The organism is Bacillus cereus group sp. BfR-BA-01356, from assembly GCF_022663635.1.
GTDB lineage: Bacteria > Bacillota > Bacilli > Bacillales > Bacillaceae_G > Bacillus_A > Bacillus_A cereus.
The window spans coordinates 25,592-46,431 of record NZ_JAKUFX010000032.1; the positions used below are offsets into that span (position 1 = coordinate 25,592).

Below are 20,840 nucleotides of genomic sequence, written 5' to 3' on the forward strand. Positions count from 1 at the left end.
CACAACGAATGAAAAAAGAGGAGGAAATAATAATGAAAGAAAAAGACTTAAATATTTCAGAAGTACGTGGAGCTAAAAAGAATATCTCTGACTTGCAAGTATACGGGGATGGGGATACATTCGCTCTACTTTGCAAAGCAAGTTCTCAAGAACAAGGATGGATGAAGTCTACAAAAGTATGTAATGTGATTGGTGGCTGCGTAATGCAAGTAACAACACAACAAAAGAATCCGGATGGAAGTTATTCTGTTGCAGAAGCACTAACTTATGTCCCTGGTGTGCATATCGATACAAAAAGCGAGCCAAGAAGATTAGTTACTTGTTTCGATAAAACTGCTCCTGATACTGAGTAAAAATAGAGATAGTTAACAAGATGAAGTTTATGCAGGAAATAACGGTGATCAGGCGCTGGAAATGGCGTTTTTAAGCCAATGTATAAAAACGTGTATATTTGATAATTTTTGATAGTTAGGAAATCCAGTGTTATCAACGATTTCCCAAACCTACAACTTCCTATAGGAATAATTATGTAAACTAATTATGAATATTATTTCATTTCCCATGCATACAACAAGTTTTGTTATGGGATTTTTAAAATAAGATCCTTTGAGGTGATTTTTTTGAAGGTTGAAATTAAAGTTACTTTTGAATACGTTGACATAACAAGATTAGGAGATATCGAACAATGCTCAAAACCAAAGACAGTAAGAATTCAATTTGATTTAACCAAAGAGGGTTCGTTCTTATCGGGATCATTCTCGATACCATTCGATGAATATAAAGAAATGAAATATGAAGATTTAATTAATAGGATACACGAAAAACATCTTAAGTAGCAAATCCGTTGTTTTTTATTTCGTGTGAGGTGGTGTGAGTATGGAACAAATAAAACGAACTCAAGGTGAAATAGCTGGTGAAGCTTTGAAGAAAATGCTAGTTAAAGTTGGAAGTGAACACTTCAGAGAATCACTTTTTAAATATCTCGGAGCATTATGCATGCACTTTAATATCAACATGGATGAAGTCGGGCGGGATATAGAAAAGGTAATTATCAGTTCTGGAATAGATGACGAAATGGTTATGTGTGATTTCCGAATTATAATAACTAAAATGTTTTATAAACGAAAAGACGACGCTTCTTACTCGCAAGTAAAGGCAGATATTTACGATGTGATGAGGAAACTAAGCAAACCAGAGAAAGCTTCCTTCGCTCATAAGCTTGTAGGCGGACATTGTTATTGTGTATTGCTCTACTTAATGGAAGAATACGAGAAAGAAATGTTAGCACTGGAATAGGTGCTTTTTATTTTGGAGGAGGATGAAGGATGGAGTCTATAACAAAAATAATTGCTAATTTAGAAAAAAGCGTTAACGATTTACAAAGAGATAATGATGGTTTAAAACAAACATTACTTCATGTTTCAGCGACGGTAGAAGCATTAGGTGAAAAGGTTAGTATGTTAGAAAAGGGATTAGCAACGAAAGCGGATATAACTCATGTTCAATTGACAAATAAACAATCTGAAATAATTAAGAAGATTAACGATAGTAAATCTATTTCTATGGATTGTAAAGTTGGAGTTTCATTAGATGGAAGAGTTGTAGCGGAATCTATAGTTGAACATACAGCCGATTCAATCAAATGTGGCGTAATTAAAGGGAGTGAGATAAATGAAACTAGATAAACAAGAACAAGCTGTTGTAATTGGTACATTCATTTCAATGTTAGGACAGGACGTTGTAAATGAACGCATTGATAAAAAGAAATTAGAAAGTGTACTTCCTATTTTTAATGAAATGCAAGATAATACAACACCAAAGCAAAAGCGAGAAGCGATGATCAGCTTGTTAGGTAAAACATTGGATGAATTCTTGGAAAAGTAGCCATAAAAAAAGGAAAAGTAACTCGTATTGGGGACGAATTACTTTTCCTGATGGCAATGTTAATTCTATTATAACAACTTGGACATATTTGTAAAAGAGTAATTTGAATCTTTTGTAAAATAAATTAGGGATTACCGCGAGGTGGTGGTTATGGCTAGACAACGTAGCCCAGACAGAGATAAAGCATTTGAAATATATAAAGCGAGTAAAGGTGAGAAGCCATTAGTTGATATTGCAGCAGAGTTAAATCTCAAACCTTCGCAAATCAGAAAGTGGAAATCACAAGACAAATGGGATGAACAAATGAATGGTAACGTTACTATTGCGAAAAGGAGCGTTACTAATGTTAAAAATCCCAAAACGAAAGAAAAATTAAAAGAGATTTTAGAAGATGAAGAGCTGACCGAAAAGGAACGGCTCTTTTGTTTATATTTCGTGAAATACTTCAATGGTACACAAGCTGCGTTAAAGGCTGGTTACTCCAAAGATGGTGCTCATGTACAAGCTAGCCGATTATTAAGGCGTGAACGCGTTTCCTCTTATATAAAAGAACTTAAAGGTGAGTTAGTCGAGAATGTATTTGTAGAAGCAATGGATGTGTTGAAAGAGTATATTAAGATTGCTTTTGCTGATATTACTAACTATGTGACATTTGGTCAAAGAGAAGTTGAGTTTCAAGATGATGAAGGAAATCAATTCACTAGAATGATGAACTTCGTTGATTTACAAGAGGCAGATTTGGTAGATGGTTCTATTATTACCGAAGTTAAACAAGGGAAAGACGGTGTATCAGTTAAGCTTGCTGACAAGATGAAAGCACTGGACAAACTATCACAATACTTTGATTTGGTACCTGACAACTTCAAACGGAAAATCGAAGAGGAACGCCACAAAATGCAGATGGAAGTGCAAAAAGCTCAAATTGATAAAATTAAAGCAGATACTTCTCGCATTAAAGGTGATGAAGGTGAGGAGTATGAAGATGATGGATTTATCGATGCGTTAGAAGGTAAAACAGCAGAGGTGTGGGAAGATGAAACTTAAACCTGCTCCTTTTAAATTCAGACCATTCTCTAAGAAACAATTACAAGTGCTTACTTGGTGGAGAAAAGATTCACCTGTGAAGGACCATGACGGCATTATATGCGATGGTTCTATTCGTGCGGGCAAAACTGTATCGATGGCTCTTTCTTATGTTATGTGGGGAACAGAAACATTTAATGGAGAAAACTTAGGCATGGCAGGTAAAACGATTGGATCCCTGCGACGTAACGTTATTACTCCATTAAAGAAAATGTTGAAATCACGTAAATATAAAGTGAAAGATCACTTATCGGATAACATGCTTACCATTAGCAAAGATGGCCGCACAAATCATTTTTATATATTCGGTGGTAAGGATGAATCATCACAAGAACTTATCCAAGGTATTACATTAGCTGGTATGTTTTTTGATGAAGTTGCTCTTATGCCGCAGAGCTTTGTAAACCAAGCAACAGGACGTTGTTCTATTGATGGTTCGAAGTATTGGTTTAACTGCAACCCAGCGGGCCCTTATCATTGGTTTAAACTTGAATGGATAGATAACAAGGAAGATAAGAACCTGCTACATATTCATTTTACAATGGACGATAATCTTTCTTTATCTGAAAAAGTGAAGCAAAGATATTATCGCATGTATAGCGGAGTTTTCTTCCAACGATTCATTTTAGGACTGTGGGTGCTTGCAGAAGGTATTGTATATGACATGTTTAATAAAGAAAAGCATGTTGTAGAAACACTAGAAAGAGAATATGAGAAGTATTATGTATCTTGTGACTATGGTACACAAAACCCTATGACATATGGATTATGGGGCTTATGTGATGGCATATGGTACAAAACAAAAGAGTATCATTATGACGGTCGTAAGAACTCGCGACAAAAGACAGATGATGAGTATCTGGATGATCTAAAAGAATTTGTTGGAGATATTTCTATTCGTGGGATTATAGTTGACCCTTCAGCAGCTTCATTTATCGCTTTATTAAAGAAGAATCGTTTCAAAGTTATTAAAGCTAAGAATGAAGTTATAGATGGTATACGTAATGTAGCGAGACTACTAAATGAAGAGAAAATAAAATATAACGACTGCTGCAAAGAAACATTTCGTGAATACGCTTCTTATACTTGGGATGAAAAAGCTACAGCTCGTGGTGAAGATAAACCGAATAAAGAAAATGACCACCAGATGGATGGTGATCGTTATTTTGTAAATACAGTTGTTGTAAGTAACAACAAAGCGAAAGCTGTTAAGTCAATCTATTAAGGAGGTGAGACGATGTTTGAACACTACATTCCGTTACTGGATGAACAAAATGGAGAACCTACACCAAAGCTGCTCAAAAAGATTATTGATGAGTTTGAACCATTAAAACAACGCATGATTAACAGGTACGAGCGATACAAAGCAAGCGAAAAAGGTGTACCTATCTTTACTCGTGAGTTTAAAGGTGATGGTAATAAAGATAAGGTGAACAATAAGTTAAATAATGATTTCTTTTCTGAAATTATCGATACAAAAATCGGTTATATGTTCGGGTTGCCTATCTCATACAGCTTAGATCATGAAGATGATGAAGTATTGAAACGTATTCAGGACTTTTTAAAAGCGAATCATACTGAAGATGCTGATGCAGAGACAGGAAAGTTTGCTTCTATTTGTGGTTACGGGGCAAGGCTTTTGTATCATGATAAAGATGGTGAAGAAAAGGTTATGAATATAAAACCTTATGAAGCTATCTTCCTTACGAATTCAAGCATTGCAGAGCCTAAATACGCCATCCGCTGCTATCCCATCAAAGTAATTGACGGTGATGACTTTAAAGATGGATATAAAGTGGAATTTTACAATGATACGCAAATCATTGAGTACACAGGTGAAGATTTAGATAAGTTGAAAGAAACGAATCGAATCACTAATTTATACAAAGGTGTACCGCTCATTGGATTCCCTAATAATGAGGAATTACAAGGTGATGTAGATAAAGCTATTTCTCTTATCGAGGGATATGATAGAGCTATCTCTGATGTAAATAGTGAGATTGAGCAGTTTCGTTTGGCTTATATGATTTTCAAAGGTGTCGATATAGATGATGATACCATTGAGAAATTAAAACAAACTGGAGCTCTGGATGTAGGCGAGAATGGCGAGGCTAATTTTTTAACTAAGGACCTTAATGACAACATATTGGAACACCATCTCGACAGATTAGAAAAGAATATATGCCGCTTCACAAAGCACGTCAATCTTTCTGATGAATCATTCGGAGGTAACCTCACTGGTGTTGCTATTCGCTACAAATTACTAGCGTTAGAAACGAAATCTGGCACATTAGAAGTTAAGTTTACTAAGTCATTGCGTCAACAATTTAAGTTACTATTTGATGCATGGAATTTACGTTCGAATAAAGAAGAATTAGACTATCTTTGCATGACATTCCAGTTCACACGAAATATTCCTGTTAATTTAGCAGATGAAGCAGAAGTGCAGGCGAAACTACAAGGTTTAATCAGCGAAGAAACTCGTTTATCTTTATTCTCTGCTATTCATGATCCAAAAGCAGAATTACAAAAGATGAAGGAAGAAGAAGCGGATTCTATCGATCTTGACGCTGTAAATGAAGGCGGTGAAGATATTGGAATGGGACAAGAAGCAGAAACACCTTCAAAAGATAGAGGACGAGCTGGAAAAGGCGATTCTCTACCTGTATAAAGATGCTTTGGAAGAAGTCAGAGGAATACTGGCTTTTTATTATGCGAAATATGCAGTGAATGAACAGTTGAGCATGCAGGAAATGCGTCGATTCAATCGATATAAGAACCTGCAAAGTGAGCTACAACAAGTTATTAATGAAATAACATATGAGAAAAAGAAAACTCTCAACGAAAAGCTCTCCGCACAATATGGGGAGTCTTTTTATTATACAAGTTACCTTATAGAGCAAGAAGTTGGTGTAGCTCTTTCGTATGGTCTTCTGGACCCGAACGTTATTAAACGTGCGGTACAAATGCCAATCGATAAAATGACACTCAATCAAAGGTTAAGTGCGCATCGAGTGCAGATAATTAGCCGAATACGTAAAGAATTATCCATTGGCCTTAGAAAAGGTGAAGGATATGCGGTAATGGCTAATCGTATTAAGCCGATTCTAGATGGTGATGCAAAGAAAGCACAAATGGTTGCATGGACAGAAAGTGCGAGGGTGCAAAACTTAGGTACTTATGACAGTGCATCTCAAGCTTTCGATGAAGGCGTATCAATGGAGAAAATTTGGATTTCTACATTAGATAAACGTACACGTCCTACTCATCAAGCAGCAGATCATCAGAAAGTACCGTTTAAAGGATTATTTAAAGTTGGTGGTTATAGCTGTGAATATCCACATGACAGTAATTTACCTGCTAAAGAAGTTGTGCGTTGCCGCTGTACATTCATTACTGAAGTAGCGGATGTTAGTCCATTCATCGAGAGAAGGGCTAGGAATCCAACAACAGGCAGAAATGAAGTTATTACAGCAGTTAGTTATGAAGAATGGAAGGATGGTTTAGAATGAACAGTTTCAAAGTATTCATTGCTCTAAAAGATGGTAAATACCTAGAAGTAGAAGAAAACATGATAAAGCTAAATAGAGAACAGTATTTTTCTTGTTTGTCAAATTCTTTAATAACAGAATCCTTTATTAATGTCGGTCACCTGTTTATTTGTGTTGATGAAATTCAATCTATACAAGTATTTTCAACCGGAGGAACAGTCGAAAACGATAATTTATAAATTGATAAAAACAAAACACTTGAGGGCTTATAGATTACGAACTAAATAGGGCGTATTCATAGGAACTCAAAGGAGGAAAAATGATGAATATTTTACAAAAACATAAGCAGTTGCAGTTTTTCAAAGAAAAGGAAGTAACGAAATTACCGTTACGTTTATCAAATCTGCAATTCTTTTCTGATCCTACGCCACCTGCAGATGATACACCACCAGATGAGCAAACACCACCTGTTGATGATACAAAAGAACCACAGTTAGATGAAGCGACAAAAGCATTTATCGAGAAAATGGTTCAATCAGCAGAAGACAAAGTACGTACCAGATATACGAAAGAATTGAACGCTACTAAAAAAGAGTTAGAAAGCTTCCGTACTGCTTCTATGACCGCTCAAGAAAAAGCGGAATATGAAATGAAGCAACTCCAGGAGCAAAACGATGAACGAGAAAAGGTATTACACCAAAAAGAAATGCAATGGGCTGCAACTGAGGCGCTATCCGAAGTAGGATTAGATCTCAAATTTGTAGACTTTGTTATTGGTGCTGATGCAGATGATACAAAAGGGCGTGTAGCGAAGCTTAATGAGTTATTCAATACTTCATTAGAAGCTAAAGTAGCTGAGAAATTTAAAGCAGCTGGGCGCGAAATTCATGCTAGTGGTGGTACTGGTGCTGTATTCACACGCCAACAAGTAGCATCAATGAGTCAATCTGAAATTAATGAAAACTGGACGCAGATTCAAAAGGACATGCGTACCTGGACAAACTAAGGAGGAACTAATATATGTCAGTAGTAACTTTTATTCCAACAATTTGGGAAGCGCGCTTAATGGCGAACTTCCACAAGCGTTCTATCGCTGATTTAATCACAACAAAACCAACAAAAATCGAAGGTAACAAAATTATCTTTAACCGTGTTGGAGCTGTAAATGTAAAAGACTATTCCGGTTCAGTTGAATGGGATGATACAAACCCTTCTAAAGTAGAAATTAACATGGACCAAAAGAAATACTTTGCTTTCAAGGTAGATGATGTAGATGCTGCACAAGCTGCTGGGGATTTAATTGACCCGCATACACAAGAAGCTGGTTCAGTACTTCAAGAAACAGTAGATACTTTTGTGTTAGGTCTTTATACAGGTGCTCATAAAGACAACATAATCGGAACTGACTCTGCTCCAATTGAATTATCACCTAAGAATGCATACGACTACATTGTTGACCTTAATACAAAGTTAAATATGAAAAAAGTGCCTAAAACTGAGCGTTTTACAATCATCAATTCTCAAGTACTTGGATTACTATCTAAAGACGACCGTTTCACTAAACAACCTGTCATCTTAGAGAATGGTGTTGTTGAAGGACAAGTTATCAATGGGTCTCAAATAGTCGTGTCAGAAGAAACGCCAAATACATCTGGTAAATACAAAATTCTTGGACTTCACAAATCAGCAATTGGTCACGGTAAACAATTAAATGAAACGGAAGCACAACGTCTTCAAAATTCATTTGCAGATGGGGTTCGTGGCCTTATGGTTTATGGTGCTGGCGTACTACGTCAAGAGTCATTAGCGGTACTTACAGCAACAATCGCACCAACTACACCACCAGCAGGAGGAGAGGCTTAAGCCTTTCCTCTTTTCTTTTGAAAGGAGAGATAGTATGCCTTGGTTTTTAAATACAAATACAGGGGTTACTTGGGAAGTGACGGATGCAGATCATGTAAAACGTTGCAAGAATGATCCTATATATGAAGAAGTAGACGAACCAAAACAAGAAGTGGTTAAAAAGAAAAGACAAACCCCTGCAAAGTCGAGTGAGTAAATGGATATGAAAGCAGAAATTCTGAAACGTGTACAAACTAAACTGCCTAATATAAGCCCTGAGAATTTATTAATAGACATTGAAGATACAATGTTGATGGTTGCTGAGTACACCAATAGAACTATTCCTGAATTCCCTCCTGCTTATCCTGGTATCATCGCTAAAATGGTGGTTCATCAGTATAAGGAGCATGAAAGAGAAGGGAAGAAAAGTGAATCATTAGGAAATTACTCTGTTACTTATGACGATGTTGGAGATTATCCTGCAAGTGTTACGAAAGGACTGAAAGTGAGGATGCGTGTCTTATGATTCAATCGATGATTCGTAAGTTTGGCAAAGATGCTTCAGTACTTCGTAATTCTGCTTCTGATGATGGACCATATCCAAAAGAAGAATGGGAACAAATTAACACTGTTAAAGGTGTACTAGATGCTATACAAGGAACAAAGGACGCTCGTAATAAGAAGGTAGAAGAGAAGAGTACGCATTTCTTTTACTGCTTCCCATTTGATGTAACAATTCAAGATAGATTAGTTATTGATAAGAGGGTATACAGTGTCACTTATCCTGGTGATCCAATGAATGCAGGAAGATTCCTACAAATAGAATTGGAGATGTTACCTTATGAGCATGCAGTTTAGGTCCAATAGAGCTCAAGTGATGGTTAAACATATGGCAGCTAAGAAAGCGGCTCATACCGCTATTGGTCAGTTTGTATCATCTAAAGCTAAATTACTCGCTGCTGTAGATACTGGAAATTTAAGACGAAGTATTAGTTCTAAAGCAGAACAAGAAAAGGTTGTTATTGGTACATCTTCTGATTACGGAATTTACGTTGAGAAAGGTACAGGAATCTATGCGGTTGATGGTGACGGGAGGAAAACTCCATGGATGTACCGTGACCCAAAAAGTGGGAAGATGGTTAAAACGCAAGGGCAACACGCACAACCTTACCTTAGACCAGCAGCGGAGAATAACAAACCACAAATTACACAAGTTGGCACACGAACATATTCGTCATTAATGAGGTAGATAGCATGAATGATTTTATAAATATAGTACACAGTGAATTAAAACAGATTCATAAAGAAACATACTATGAAAATGCAACTACTAAAGCCGTTATGCCGTATTTGGTATATGCGGTTGGTGATGATAAAGAACCGTGGGGAAGAAAGAATATCATGCTTACAATTGATATTTATGGTACTTCTGCTCATATAGCAAAGATTGATCAACTAATTACAGACTTAGAAAACAACCTTCATAGAAAGAGATTAAGCAGCGCTGAATTTGGCGCTGCTATTTCTTATCTTTCGAGTCAGAAAGTACCTGATCCAGATCCAAATATAAGACGCAAAGAAGTGCGGTTCGTTTTACGAACTTATTTTAAACAATAGAAAGGGTTGATTGTATGGCAGCTCCACAACCAAAACCAGAGAATGTCCTCTTCGGAGATTGGGGGGCATTCTTCTTTAATTACGGAGAAACTGATGAATTACCAGTAGGTGCTACGCAAGGTGGTGGTTCCTTTAAGTATGAACCAGAATTTAAAGAAATTGAGTATGATGGTTCTCCTGGTGACACTATGGGGATGAAACGTATTACAAAATCAAAAACTCAAATCAGTTTTAAAACGCTTGAATTCCTTGATAAAGATAAAATTAAAAACTTTATTGCTGGATTGAAAGTATCAGAAGAGACTGTTACGAAAGATGGAAAAACTATCAAATACGATGTAATTGAAGCGACAGAACGTCTAACTAAAGATAGCTATTTGAAAAATGTAGCATGGGTTGGCGAAACCTTAGGTGGTGATATCGTTGAAATTATCGTATATAACGCATTATCTGACGGTTCATTAGAATTAGGATTTGAAAATGAAAGTGAAGTTGTTCCAGAAGTAACATTCACTGGACATCGTGATCCAGAAAACATTCGAAAAGTACCATGGAAAAAACGTATTTTAACAGCGACAGAAGCAGCAAAATTAATACCAGAAGGTTAAGGAGTAGGGGCAATCCCTGCTCTTTTTATTTTAAGGAGGAATCGATATGGCAGTCAAAATTAAAGGTCAAGAATACGTAGTGCGAGGTATCAAAACAAGAGACATCCCTCGTTTATCACGCATTGTAAAGAAAATGGATATAAAACCTGACTTCAAGATGCTAGATGAGTTAAAAAACTTAGGTCTACAGCAAAAGGCGTTAGGTATCAATTTATTTATAGAAGTGTTTGCTGGATTAGGCGAAGCGGAAGAAGAAGTATATCAACTATTGGCTGATCTATCCAGTATCGATGTAGATGTAATTAAAGATTTAGATTTAAGCGAGTTATATGACATCGTAATGGAATTCAAAAACGTTGATACAAGTTTTAAACCAGTTTTTTCGAAACTCGTTGGGTTGACGAAATAGAATTCTACGACACGTTTGCAAGTAGATATGGAGATTTGGAGTACGTTATGAACCTTCCAATATCCATAGGCATGGAAATGTTTAAAAAGGCGAAAGAAAAAGAGATTGATCGCCTTTTATGGGAAGAATGGTGCGCTTTACAACCGTATTGTGAGGATGCGTTTCCAACTTTCAAACATAAACGTATGAATCCAACGAGTGAACAAGTTAAAAAGTATAACAACTTAATAGAACCATCACAGAAAAAGAAACTCACAAAAGAAGAAGTGTTTGCTCGAGTTGCGAAAATCCGCGGAAAGGCGGGTGAATAAATGGAATTATTTCGTATGTTCGGTTCAATATTCTTACGTGATGATGAATTACGAAGGGGATTGAACCAAGCAGAACAGCAAGGTCAGCGTACGACCGGCGTTTTAAATAGAGGTTTTAGCCGAATGGGACAAGCAGCTGGAGTTATGGGAGCTGCTGTTGGTTCTTCTGCTTTAGCTATTGGCGGTATGGCGGGAATAGCGGTAGGAGCTGGTGCTGCTTTAGCGGGGATTGTATCGGCTGGTGCAGGTTTTGAAAAGACAATGTCGGCTGTACAAGCTGTAACAGGTGCATCTGGTCAGGACATGAAAAAAATGTCTGAACTTGCTAAGAAGATGGGTTCGGAAACGAAATTCAGTGCATCACAAGCGGCTGAAGGCATGCAATACCTTGGTATGGCGGGTTTTAAAACGAACGAAATCATGGAAGCTATGCCGGGCATGCTGTCATTAGCCGCAGCTGGTCAATTAGATTTAGGATTAGCTGCTGATATTACATCAAATATCATGTCGGGATTTGGATTAAAAGCTGATCAAGCGACTCATTCTGCTGATGTGTTAGCAAAAGCTGCTTCTAGCTCTAATACAAATGTAGAACAAATGGGTGAAGCGATGAAGTATGCTGCTGGTTCAGCCTCAACTGTTGGTTTTACGATGGAAGAAACATCTGCTGCAATGATGGCAATGGCGAATGCTGGATTACAAGGTTCTGTTGCAGGGCAAGCGTGGGGAACTTCATTAAACCGCTTAGCGAAGCCAACAAAAGAGATGAAGAAAGTTATGGGTGAATTGAATTTAGAATTCTTTGATTCACAAGGGAAAATTAAACCATTACCCCAACTTGTTAGTGAATTAGAACAGAAAACAGCAGGTATGACGAATCAACAGAAAGCAGCGACATTATCGACACTATTTGGCGCAGAAGCATTTAAAAACTGGGCCGCATTAATGAAAGTTGGCGGTGAAGAGTTAGGGAGGATGACAGATGGACTTGTTCATGCCGATGGTGCCGCTAAGAAAATGGCAGATACAATGTCAAACAACCTTTCTGGTAAATGGGATGAATTTAAATCTAAATTAGAAGGTTTAGGTATTACTATATTCACCATTATTGCCCCTGCCTTATATGCGATTCTTCAAGGTGCGATAGATGCTGTAAACGGTATAGATATGTTCATTCAATCTATCATTCCTTTAGATTCTTATATAGAAAATGTAGGAAGAATATCTGAAGCATTAAAAGCTATGTGGCAAGCTGCAGCCGGAGACAGGAATGCCATGGTGGAAGGTTACGATATTCTTACTAAATTAGGTTTCTCTGCTAATGCGATTCAAACAATACAGAGTATCACTGAAGCTGTAAGATTTGGTATAGAAACCATAAAAGGTCTTGTTGCTGGTGATTGGGGTTCGGCTTATAATCTCCTAGAAAAATTAGGATTCTCACCTGAGAAAATAGCTGATATACAAATGTTTGTTCAAGATGTTCAGTTACAAATTAGTAATTTCATAGCGAATATACAATCTTTAATTTCCGCAGCAGCTCCTGTAATTATGGGAATAATCGGAGCTACTTGGGAATTTATTAAAGGTGTATTCAATACATTCGCTCCTTATTTAATGCCTTTACTGACAGACGTAATGTCGTTTGTAAACGGGATTATATCTCAAATCACTTCGTTTTGGAAAGAAAACGGAGATCAAATTGTTCAAGCTGTAAAAAATGCATTTTCGATCATTCAATCTATTATTTCTGTTGTAATGCCAGTTGTCATGATGATTGTAAAAAGTGCATGGGACGCTATTAAAGATATTATCCAAGGCGGAGTAAATATCATCATGGGTATTATTAAATTTTTTGCTGCACTATTGACAGGTGATTTCCGCGGTATGTGGGATGCAGCGAAACAAATTTTCAGTGGAGCTATCCAATTAATTTGGGGGCTTATTAATTTATCATTTGTAACTAAGATTTTAGGAGCAGCGAAAGGATTGGCGATGTCCTTCGGATCAGCAATTAAGGGAATGTGGTCTACTGTCGTTGGATATTTCAAGACGTTTATCAAGGAACCGATTGCCTCTGTAGTTCGCATGGCAATTGATATAGGCGAAGCTGCTATGAAAATTAAAGACAAACTGATTAATCCTATTAAAGAAGCTTGGAATGGGATTATGGGATGGATTGATAAAATTAAAAACGGCGTAGCAAATATGTTTAGTGGTATTCACATTCCTGTTCCAAAGATTAGTGTAAATGGATCACTAAATCCTGTTAATTGGGCAAGTGAAGGTTTACCATCTTTCAGTGTTAAGTGGGCTGCGAACGGCGCTTTAATTAAACCTGGTAACCCTACGTTAATCGGGGTTGGGGATGCGCGAGGATATGACGAAACGGTTTTACCCCTGCGCAAACAAACCTTTGATGCAATTGCTAATGGAATAATGGGGTCGCTACCATTAACTCAACAAGCTGGAGCGCAACAATATGCATCACAAGGCCCAACTATCTTGCAAGTTAATTTGAACGGCAGAGAAATAGCGAAAGAAATCTACTCAGATGTTAGCAAGTTTCAAGAAAGCGAGAAAGAAAGATTGAGAGTATTTTAGGTAGGTGATGATATGACTGGAATTAGTTTCTTTAGTTTTAACGGGAAAAGAAATCCGAATGTAATCCCATTGCAGGGTAAAAAACGCCCTGCATGGGCTCCTTTGGAACGTACATTTTTGGAAGTTCCTCACTATCCAGGTGGACGTTTGATAAGAACACAGACAAAAATGAGAAAAATAATTGTACCAGTTTCATTATTTTATGAATCTATGGAAGAGGCAGAAAAGTTAAAGGAAGAAATAGCTAATTGGCTTATTACAGACCAACCTCAGGAACTGATCTTTGATGATGAAAAAGATCGCACGTATTTGGCTGTGATTGATGAATCTTTTGACCCACAGCAATTAGTGAATTTAGGAGAAGGAGTCCTTACTTTTGTTTGTGAAATGCCATATAAGTTAGGTCCTACTAAAACGGTAGAATTTGAAATGGATGGACGTGGGTTAATAGCAAATGTTCAAAACAAAGGAACTGTTCATTCTAATCCTATTGTTGAGATTGAAATTACGAAGCCAAACACTTTTTTAGATGTGTGGTTTGGTGGGGTATCTTTAAGCGATCGAGATTATTTTCGTATCGGGATGCCACTAAAAACTGTGGAAAAGCCTGTAGAAAGGAATCAACGTATCGTATGGGATGAAATGGCTACTACTGTTGGATGGAGTAAAGTCAGCTCAATGGAAGATGGTGAGCCAGTCGGCGAAATGAAATCAGATAAATATCAATTTTATTGTTCTGATTTTGGTACAGGAACAGGTAAAGGATGGCATGGCGCCGCTGTCAAAAAAAGTATCCCTGGTGGCCCAGTAGAAGATTTTATCATGCAAGCTTACGTTACTTGTAAGAGCAAGAAAATTAATGAAATGGGACGAGTTGAGATAGCAATACTCGATGAAAATAGTAAGGTACTTTCAAAAATCGCTATGAACGATCTCTATTGGCAAGCCGAACAAAATTTCGGAACGATGGTTATTGGATACGATAATAAGCCTGGCAAAATAGGTTTGATCTATGAGAGTGGCGATTACCCGAATACATGGAATCAGTATTTTGGACGAGTGTGGATAGCTAGGACCGGAAATGTATGGGAAGCGTATATTTCGAAATTCCTTCCCGGAACAGAAAAAGATGATTCAGAGCGCTTTGCACGATGGATTGATAAAGACAATAAGCATATGGAAAAAGCAGCACAAATTCAGATTAGCATTATGCAGTGGCAAGATGTTCCACCAGTAGAAGCGATGACAGTTTCTGATTTGAAATTTTGGAAAGTAAATTTAAATACTTCAAATACACCGCCTTATATAGTTGATGTTGGTGATAAAGTTGTAATTGATACAGAAAATAGTCATGTAACAATTGAAGGGAAGAACGCGATTAATATTAAAGAGTTTTTCAGTAATTTCCCTGTCATTAATAAAGGGAATAATACATTAGAAATCATGCCTTCTGATATTGGCACGGCAAAGGTTACATATAGGGAGCGTTTTAGATGAGAACACCAAGCGGATTACTTCATGTTGTTGATTTTAAAACAGATCAAATTATATCAGCTATTCAACCAAAGGACTACTGGGCTGATAACCGTCATTGGGAAATCAAAAGTAACATTGATACATTTGATTTCAAAACTTTTGACGGCACTCCACATGCAGTTACATTACAGCAGCAGAACTTGGTTTTAAAGGAAGTACGTGATGGCCGAATTGTTCCGTATGTTATTAATAATGAAGTAGAAAAAGATTCAAAGGATAGATCATTAACTGTACACTCTTCTGGTGCCTGGGTTCAAATTGCCAAAGATGGGATTATTAAACCTCAACGTATAGAGAGCGAAACAGTTAATACGTTTATTGATATCGCTCTTGCCGATTCAAAATGGCAACGTGGAATAACGGATTATTCTTCATTCCACACGATGACTATTGATGAATTCATCGATCCCCTCACTTTTTTAAAGAAAATTGCGGCTTTGTTTGAGTTGGAAATACAATATCGTGTTGAAGTATCTGGTTCTCAAATTACTGGATGGTACGTCGATATGATAAATAAACGAGGGAGAGAAACAGGGAAGGAAGTAACCCTGGGAAAAGACTTAGTAGGCGTTAGGCGGATTGAACATTCCAGGGATATTTGCACAGCACTTGTTGGTTTTGTACGAGGTGAAGGTGACAAACTTATCACGGTTGAGAGCATAAATAAGGGACTACCTTACATCGTCGATAATGATGCATTTCAGCGATGGAATCAGCGAGGAAAACATAAATTTGGTTTCTATACACCAGAAACATCAGACCAAGATATGACTCCAGAGCGGCTTATGACTCTCATGAAAACAGAATTACGAAAACGCGTTAATACTTCCGTTTTTTATGAAGTAGAGGCACAATCTATTGGACGTATTTTCGGACTAGCACATGAATTAATTAACGAGGGTGACACAATCCGAATCAAAGATACAGGGTTCACGCCTAAGTTATACCTGGAAGCACGTGTAATTGCTGGTGATGAATCTTTTACAGATCCTACACAAGATAAATATGTATTTGGTGATTATCGCGAAATTACGGATCCAAATGAAGAACTACGAAAGATATATAATCGTATTCTTAGTTCACTAGGTAGTAAACAAGAACTGATAAATCAGTTAGATGAATTAGTGAAAGATGCAAATGAAACAGCTAGTAATGCTAAGAAAGAATCCGAAGCAGCGAAAACACTGGCTGAAAAGGTTCAAGAGAATCTTAAAAATAACACGGTAGACATCATTGAAGCTAAGAATCCACCGACAACAGGACTTAAACCTTATAAAACACTTTGGCGTGATATTAGCAATGGAAAGCCTGGTATTTTAAAAATATGGACAGGTACCGTTTGGGAGTCGGTTGTACCTGATGTTGAATCAGTTAAGAAAGAAACCTTGGAACAGGTGACAAAAGAGATTAATGCTAGTGCGGAAAAGTTAGATGCTAGGGTTAAAGAAGCTGAAACGAAAGCGGACAATCTACAAAAAGATTTCAATGCTGTTAAAGGAGAACAAGAAAGAGTCAGTCAGGTAACTAAGGCGCTTGAAGAAAGTGACGAGGCAACTAAAGAAACTATCACAAGTATACAAGGTACTCAAGAAGATATGAACAAAACGATCGTTGAGACTACAAAAGGCGTTGAAGGGTTAAAAAATACTGTATCCGATATCAAAAAAGATCAAAACGGTATTACAGACCGTGTAGTAAAAACAGAACAAAACATTAATGGTATTTCCAGTTCCATTGAACAAATCAACAAAACGTCATCACAAACAGTTCAAAAGTTAAATAAAGTTGAAGAAGATGCAAATGGAACAAAGCAAACCATCGAACGAATCGAAAAGAATGTAAATAACCTTGATGGTGATGTTATCAACCTTGTAAGAGGAACTAAGACTTTAACAACTACTAACGAAGAGTTATCTTTGAAAGGTGGGCGCCTATCTGTCATCAAAGACACGTACAATGGAAATGCTATCGCGCAAACAGATACAGAATGGCAAGGTATAGCCGTTAAACCCAGTGAATTAATTAAGCAAGGGAAAATAAAAATTGGTGATACTGTAACATTTTCTGTAACAGCTAGAATGATAGGTGGGGAATCTACACAAGTATTCTTTCCTAATAGTGCTGGTAAAACAACAGTTAATGGAGAATGGAAAAGGGTTTCGGTAACAATTCCAGTCGGCTCTGATGCCACTGATTCAAATGTTGTATATAGATTCGAAGCTGAATCAATACCTAAAGGTGCTTTATACCAACAAACTTCACCTATGCTATCCCTAACTAAAAAAGTTTATCCGTGGAGACCTGCCCCTGAAGACCAGGCAGACAGTAACGAATTTATCAAAGTTACAACTGAAATTAAAGCAGAAGCTGGGAAAATCTCGACAAAGTTAGAACAGGTTGAGGCTCGTACTATAGGCGTTGAAAACTGGCTAATTAATACAGGTCCAAACGAAAGACCTCAAACAATCGGGATGATCGGTGGCGCGGTATTGAATAAAGTTACATCATTTGTTCAGCCTGGCGAATACGTAGCGATTGAATGTCAAGATCATACAGACGCCTTTTATCAATTCCATCTAGATAACACTAAGATAGGAGACTTTGAAAAAGGGAAAGATATAACAATATCTTTAGACATTCAAAATGATGTGCTTTTAGATTTTATTTTATTCCAATACATCAACGGATCGTGGAGTGAGTCAGTACAAAAGCCTGTGCCAGCTAAAGACTGGCGTCGTGAGTCATGGACGTTTAAAATCGATGTTCGTGCTACTGGTTGGGGATTTAGAATTCGTTTTGCTAGAAATGAAGCATCTAAAGGGAAAAGGTTCCGTTTCAAGAAAGCTAAACTCGAAAAAGGATCTGTTCCAACAGACTTCAGCAAATCAACATATGAATTAGAGCAAAGTGTGGATGGTGTAAAATCTACTGTAACTAAGGTGCAGGATAGCCAAGCCGGATTCGAAAAACGCATGACTACAGTAGAACAAACAGCAACTGGATTATCTTCCACAGTGAGCGATTTAAATAATGTAGTATCAGATCAAGGGAAAAAGCTTACTGATGCAAATACAAAACTCGAACAACAAGCAACAGCAATTGGAGCAAAAGTTGAACTTAAACAAGTAGAGGATTATGTTGCTGGATTTAAGATACCTGAGTTGAAGCAAACAGTTGATAAAAATAAACAAGATTTGTTGGGCGAATTAGCTAACAAACTTGCAACTGAGCAATTTAATCAAAAAATGACTTTGATTGATAACCGCTTTATTATCAATGAACAGGGTATAAATGCTTCAGCCAAAAAGACAGAGGTATATACAAAAGAGCAAGCAAATGGGCAATTTGCCACATCATCTTATGTAAGAGATATGGAAACCCGTCTTCAGTTAACTGAAAAAGGCGTTAGTATATCTGTAAAAGAAAATGATGTAATCGCCGCATTCAATATGAGTAAAGAAAACATTACTTTGAATGCGAACAGAATTAACTTAGTAGGTTTTATTACAGCAAATCATATCAAAGGAAAAGTTTTAGAAGGAGTAACACTTAAAACGAGTGGAAACAGATTTGTTGAAATAAATAAACAAGACATGAAGATTTTCGATTTAGATAAGCCACGTGGTTATATAGGATTTATGGAGACAAATGATGGAAGTATTCAACCTTCATTAGTCCTTGGTTCTGATAATAGAAAATACGCTGGTACAGGATCATTTTATATTTATCAAGTCATGCCGCGAATTAATGGAGTTGATCAACCTTCTAAAGCGTATGCAAAATTTGGGGTTTCTAAAGGAGAAAATGCAGAAGGAACTAATATTTGGTCAAATTATATTCAAATGCAGAATGACGGTGGACATCTGAGCGTATATTCAGATGGACAATTTCGTTTTCAAAACTTGAATAATATTATTTTTGAATCTGAAGGATGGGCTCCAGGATATGGTTACTTCTCTGTAACTACAACTGAACCACATATTTTTACAAATAACGCTGGGCAGTTTACTTTCAAAAGAAAAGGCAGTGACTATAAAATACATTTCGTAAACGGCGCCACCGATCATGATTTAATTATGGGTAATGCAATGATAAGGTCAAGTTTTGTACAAGGTTATAACAATGGCTTGCAGATTAAAGATATGATGGGTAAGGGATGGAAAGATATAGAATTAAGAACATTACGAGCGCAAGAGAATATTAGCGCTACAGGGCGTATGTGGGCGCAAGAATTTATCCCTAATTCTTCTCGTAAGCTTAAAACGGACATAGAAGACCTTCCATTCTCTGCTTTAGATAAAATCAACTCTGTAAACATTAAACAGTATCACTTTATAAGAGATGTTGAACGCTTCGAGTCAGGGGAGTCTATTATACTTCCAATTAATTACGGTATGATTGCGGAGGACTCTGACGATGTATTCACCACACCACAGAAAGACGCTGTAACACTTTATAGCTCGGTTTCAATTTCTATTCAAGCAATACAAGAAGTTGACTTTGAAGTTAAAAATCTTCAATTTGACCACGGTATGTTGAAGCAGGAAGTTGACACTCTTAAAGAACAACTTGAAGCAGAAAAACTTGAGAAAGTTTCAATGAAAGCTGAAATTTATGAATTAAAGGTATTAGTACAACAATTAATAAATGAGGAACCAAAGCAGCCATAAGCTGTTTATTTTGTATAAATTACGGCTTTGAATAAATTCAAATCATAGATCAAGAGGGGCGATATCGCTGCTCTTTTTATTTTGAGGAGATGATTAGTGTGAAACGAATAGTAGACCAAGCAATTCATGAAAAGCATGTTAGCCAAGAAAATAAAAATTTAGTCAAAGATTTTCTCATTGAAAAGAAAGCACAAGGAAAAGCGGCCAGCACTTTACAGCAATACAATTGGGATTTACGAATTATTCTGTTTCTGATACATGAACACTTCGAAAATAAGAAGCTTATTGATTTAACACGTAAAGATATTCGGAATTTATCTATTATCTTTCAAGAGATGGGAATGTCTAATGCTCGTGTAAATGGATTAATGAGTGCCTTAAGATCAGCATTAGAATTTTGTGCGGATGATGACGACTATGATTATGAATTTAATGTAGGTTCACGGGTTCGTGGTTTACCTAAGAATCCAGTTAAAGAAATAACTTTTATAGCTGAAGAACAAATTGAGTGGTTAATCGATGAGTTAATAGCAAAGGAAAGATATATGTTAGCTACGTATTTAGCACTATCATATTTTAGTGCAGCGAGAAAAAATGAAGTTTACCAAGTTCAAAAAGAAGGACTGACAGAACAATATTATACAAATGTGGTACGAGGAAAACGTGGTAAGAAATTTAGATTATATTACAATCACCGGGTGCAGAAATGCATTCGTTTATATATAAATCAGCGAGGTAAGGATACTATTCCAGATTTGTTTGTGCGTGTTTATAAGAATGGTGAG

Annotated in this window: 23 protein-coding genes; all 23 read left to right on the forward strand. The window is 36.8% G+C overall.

From position 1 onward, the window contains the following. Positions 1 to 32 precede the first annotated feature (32 nt). A complete protein-coding gene (locus MR168_RS13635) occupies positions 33 to 353 on the forward strand; it encodes a hypothetical protein (RefSeq protein WP_242291373.1) in 321 nt (106 codons plus the stop codon). A gap of 523 nt (positions 354 to 876) precedes the next feature. Further along, the gene (locus MR168_RS13640; RefSeq protein ID WP_000435079.1) at positions 877 to 1,296 is read left to right on the forward strand and encodes a hypothetical protein; all 420 of its coding nucleotides are present in this window, start codon (positions 877 to 879) and stop codon (positions 1,294 to 1,296) included. 29 nt (positions 1,297 to 1,325) lie between these two features. Beyond that, positions 1,326 to 1,685 (forward strand): hypothetical protein, encoded by a 360-nt coding sequence (locus tag MR168_RS13645; protein WP_000443962.1) that lies wholly within the window; start codon positions 1,326 to 1,328, stop codon positions 1,683 to 1,685. After that, positions 1,672 to 1,884 (forward strand): hypothetical protein, encoded by a 213-nt coding sequence (locus MR168_RS13650; protein ID WP_000762692.1) that lies wholly within the window; start codon positions 1,672 to 1,674, stop codon positions 1,882 to 1,884. Before MR168_RS13645 ends, MR168_RS13650 begins: the two co-directional genes overlap by 14 nt. Before the next feature lie 150 nt (positions 1,885 to 2,034). Further along, a complete protein-coding gene (locus MR168_RS13655; RefSeq protein ID WP_242291374.1) occupies positions 2,035 to 2,928 on the forward strand; it encodes a terminase small subunit in 894 nt (297 codons plus the stop codon). Next, positions 2,918 to 4,192: a PBSX family phage terminase large subunit gene (locus tag MR168_RS13660; protein WP_242291375.1), complete on the forward strand. Its 1,275-nt coding sequence runs from the start codon at positions 2,918 to 2,920 to the stop codon at positions 4,190 to 4,192. The genes MR168_RS13655 and MR168_RS13660 overlap by 11 nt, the downstream gene beginning before the upstream one ends. Positions 4,193 to 4,204: 12 nt before the next feature. Further along, positions 4,205 to 5,638, forward strand: a complete 1,434-nt coding sequence (locus tag MR168_RS13665; RefSeq protein WP_242291376.1) for a phage portal protein — start codon at positions 4,205 to 4,207, stop codon at positions 5,636 to 5,638. Positions 5,639 to 5,711: 73 nt separating this feature from the next. Then, positions 5,712 to 6,479 carry a phage minor head protein gene (locus MR168_RS13670; RefSeq protein ID WP_242291389.1) on the forward strand — a complete coding sequence of 256 codons (768 nt, stop codon included), beginning with the start codon at positions 5,712 to 5,714 and terminating at the stop codon, positions 6,477 to 6,479. Next, positions 6,476 to 6,697 (forward strand): hypothetical protein, encoded by a 222-nt coding sequence (locus tag MR168_RS13675; RefSeq protein ID WP_001084010.1) that lies wholly within the window; start codon positions 6,476 to 6,478, stop codon positions 6,695 to 6,697. The genes MR168_RS13670 and MR168_RS13675 overlap by 4 nt, the downstream gene beginning before the upstream one ends. 83 nt (positions 6,698 to 6,780) lie before the next feature. Further along, the gene (locus MR168_RS13680) at positions 6,781 to 7,464 is read left to right on the forward strand and encodes a capsid assembly scaffolding protein Gp46 family protein (protein WP_242291377.1); all 684 of its coding nucleotides are present in this window, start codon (positions 6,781 to 6,783) and stop codon (positions 7,462 to 7,464) included. 14 nt (positions 7,465 to 7,478) lie between these two features. Further along, positions 7,479 to 8,321, forward strand: a complete 843-nt coding sequence (locus MR168_RS13685; RefSeq protein WP_024086059.1) for a phage major capsid protein — start codon at positions 7,479 to 7,481, stop codon at positions 8,319 to 8,321. Positions 8,322 to 8,355: 34 nt separating this feature from the next. Then, positions 8,356 to 8,517, forward strand: a complete 162-nt coding sequence (locus MR168_RS13690; RefSeq protein ID WP_001145765.1) for a hypothetical protein — start codon at positions 8,356 to 8,358, stop codon at positions 8,515 to 8,517. After that, on the forward strand, positions 8,518 to 8,826 hold the full coding sequence (locus MR168_RS13695) for a head-tail connector protein (protein WP_242291378.1): 309 nt from the start codon (positions 8,518 to 8,520) through the stop codon (positions 8,824 to 8,826). It begins immediately after the preceding gene. Further along, entirely contained in the window at positions 8,823 to 9,158 is a 336-nt protein-coding gene (locus MR168_RS13700; RefSeq protein WP_242291379.1) for a head-tail adaptor protein, read from the forward strand. Before MR168_RS13695 ends, MR168_RS13700 begins: the two co-directional genes overlap by 4 nt. Then, on the forward strand, positions 9,142 to 9,549 hold the full coding sequence (locus tag MR168_RS13705; RefSeq protein WP_242291380.1) for an HK97-gp10 family putative phage morphogenesis protein: 408 nt from the start codon (positions 9,142 to 9,144) through the stop codon (positions 9,547 to 9,549). Before MR168_RS13700 ends, MR168_RS13705 begins: the two co-directional genes overlap by 17 nt. A gap of 5 nt (positions 9,550 to 9,554) precedes the next feature. After that, on the forward strand, positions 9,555 to 9,917 hold the full coding sequence (locus MR168_RS13710) for a gp17 family tail completion protein (RefSeq protein WP_242291381.1): 363 nt from the start codon (positions 9,555 to 9,557) through the stop codon (positions 9,915 to 9,917). A 14-nt stretch (positions 9,918 to 9,931) separates the two neighbouring features. Further along, a complete protein-coding gene (locus tag MR168_RS13715) occupies positions 9,932 to 10,525 on the forward strand; it encodes a hypothetical protein (protein WP_086389637.1) in 594 nt (197 codons plus the stop codon). A 46-nt stretch (positions 10,526 to 10,571) separates the two neighbouring features. After that, complete coding sequence (locus MR168_RS13720) at positions 10,572 to 10,934, forward strand: hypothetical protein (RefSeq protein ID WP_242291382.1); 363 nt, start codon at positions 10,572 to 10,574, stop codon at positions 10,932 to 10,934. 47 nt (positions 10,935 to 10,981) lie between these two features. Beyond that, complete coding sequence (locus MR168_RS13725; RefSeq protein ID WP_242291383.1) at positions 10,982 to 11,245, forward strand: hypothetical protein; 264 nt, start codon at positions 10,982 to 10,984, stop codon at positions 11,243 to 11,245. After that, positions 11,246 to 13,849, forward strand: a complete 2,604-nt coding sequence (locus MR168_RS13730) for a phage tail tape measure protein (protein ID WP_242291384.1) — start codon at positions 11,246 to 11,248, stop codon at positions 13,847 to 13,849. 12 nt (positions 13,850 to 13,861) lie between these two features. After that, positions 13,862 to 15,346 carry a distal tail protein Dit gene (locus MR168_RS13735; RefSeq protein WP_242291385.1) on the forward strand — a complete coding sequence of 495 codons (1,485 nt, stop codon included), beginning with the start codon at positions 13,862 to 13,864 and terminating at the stop codon, positions 15,344 to 15,346. Continuing rightward, a complete protein-coding gene (locus MR168_RS13740) occupies positions 15,343 to 20,055 on the forward strand; it encodes a phage tail spike protein (protein ID WP_242291386.1) in 4,713 nt (1,570 codons plus the stop codon). The genes MR168_RS13735 and MR168_RS13740 overlap by 4 nt, the downstream gene beginning before the upstream one ends. 98 nt (positions 20,056 to 20,153) lie before the next feature. Beyond that, on the forward strand, positions 20,154 to 20,840 hold a 687-nt coding region (locus MR168_RS13745), incomplete at its 3' end, for a site-specific integrase (RefSeq protein ID WP_242291387.1).

Excerpts from the sequence above, each read along its gene's own strand:
- MR168_RS13635 (WP_242291373.1), top strand. The coding sequence starts at position 33 with ATGAAAGAAAAAGACTTAAATATTTCAGAAGTACGTGGAGCTAAAAAG.
- MR168_RS13640 (WP_000435079.1), top strand. The coding sequence starts at position 877 with ATGGAACAAATAAAACGAACTCAAGGTGAAATAGCTGGTGAAGCTTTG.
- MR168_RS13645 (WP_000443962.1), top strand. The coding sequence starts at position 1,326 with ATGGAGTCTATAACAAAAATAATTGCTAATTTAGAAAAAAGCGTTAAC.
- MR168_RS13650 (WP_000762692.1), top strand. The coding sequence starts at position 1,672 with ATGAAACTAGATAAACAAGAACAAGCTGTTGTAATTGGTACATTCATT.
- MR168_RS13655 (WP_242291374.1), top strand. The coding sequence starts at position 2,035 with ATGGCTAGACAACGTAGCCCAGACAGAGATAAAGCATTTGAAATATAT.
- MR168_RS13660 (WP_242291375.1), top strand. The coding sequence starts at position 2,918 with ATGAAACTTAAACCTGCTCCTTTTAAATTCAGACCATTCTCTAAGAAA.
- MR168_RS13665 (WP_242291376.1), top strand. The coding sequence starts at position 4,205 with ATGTTTGAACACTACATTCCGTTACTGGATGAACAAAATGGAGAACCT.
- MR168_RS13670 (WP_242291389.1), top strand. The coding sequence starts at position 5,712 with ATGCAGGAAATGCGTCGATTCAATCGATATAAGAACCTGCAAAGTGAG.
- MR168_RS13675 (WP_001084010.1), top strand. The coding sequence starts at position 6,476 with ATGAACAGTTTCAAAGTATTCATTGCTCTAAAAGATGGTAAATACCTA.
- MR168_RS13680 (WP_242291377.1), top strand. The coding sequence starts at position 6,781 with ATGAATATTTTACAAAAACATAAGCAGTTGCAGTTTTTCAAAGAAAAG.
- MR168_RS13685 (WP_024086059.1), top strand. The coding sequence starts at position 7,479 with ATGTCAGTAGTAACTTTTATTCCAACAATTTGGGAAGCGCGCTTAATG.
- MR168_RS13690 (WP_001145765.1), top strand. The coding sequence starts at position 8,356 with ATGCCTTGGTTTTTAAATACAAATACAGGGGTTACTTGGGAAGTGACG.
- MR168_RS13695 (WP_242291378.1), top strand. The coding sequence starts at position 8,518 with ATGGATATGAAAGCAGAAATTCTGAAACGTGTACAAACTAAACTGCCT.
- MR168_RS13700 (WP_242291379.1), top strand. The coding sequence starts at position 8,823 with ATGATTCAATCGATGATTCGTAAGTTTGGCAAAGATGCTTCAGTACTT.
- MR168_RS13705 (WP_242291380.1), top strand. The coding sequence starts at position 9,142 with ATGAGCATGCAGTTTAGGTCCAATAGAGCTCAAGTGATGGTTAAACAT.
- MR168_RS13710 (WP_242291381.1), top strand. The coding sequence starts at position 9,555 with ATGAATGATTTTATAAATATAGTACACAGTGAATTAAAACAGATTCAT.
- MR168_RS13715 (WP_086389637.1), top strand. The coding sequence starts at position 9,932 with ATGGCAGCTCCACAACCAAAACCAGAGAATGTCCTCTTCGGAGATTGG.
- MR168_RS13720 (WP_242291382.1), top strand. The coding sequence starts at position 10,572 with ATGGCAGTCAAAATTAAAGGTCAAGAATACGTAGTGCGAGGTATCAAA.
- MR168_RS13725 (WP_242291383.1), top strand. The coding sequence starts at position 10,982 with ATGAACCTTCCAATATCCATAGGCATGGAAATGTTTAAAAAGGCGAAA.
- MR168_RS13730 (WP_242291384.1), top strand. The coding sequence starts at position 11,246 with ATGGAATTATTTCGTATGTTCGGTTCAATATTCTTACGTGATGATGAA.
- MR168_RS13735 (WP_242291385.1), top strand. The coding sequence starts at position 13,862 with ATGACTGGAATTAGTTTCTTTAGTTTTAACGGGAAAAGAAATCCGAAT.
- MR168_RS13740 (WP_242291386.1), top strand. The coding sequence starts at position 15,343 with ATGAGAACACCAAGCGGATTACTTCATGTTGTTGATTTTAAAACAGAT.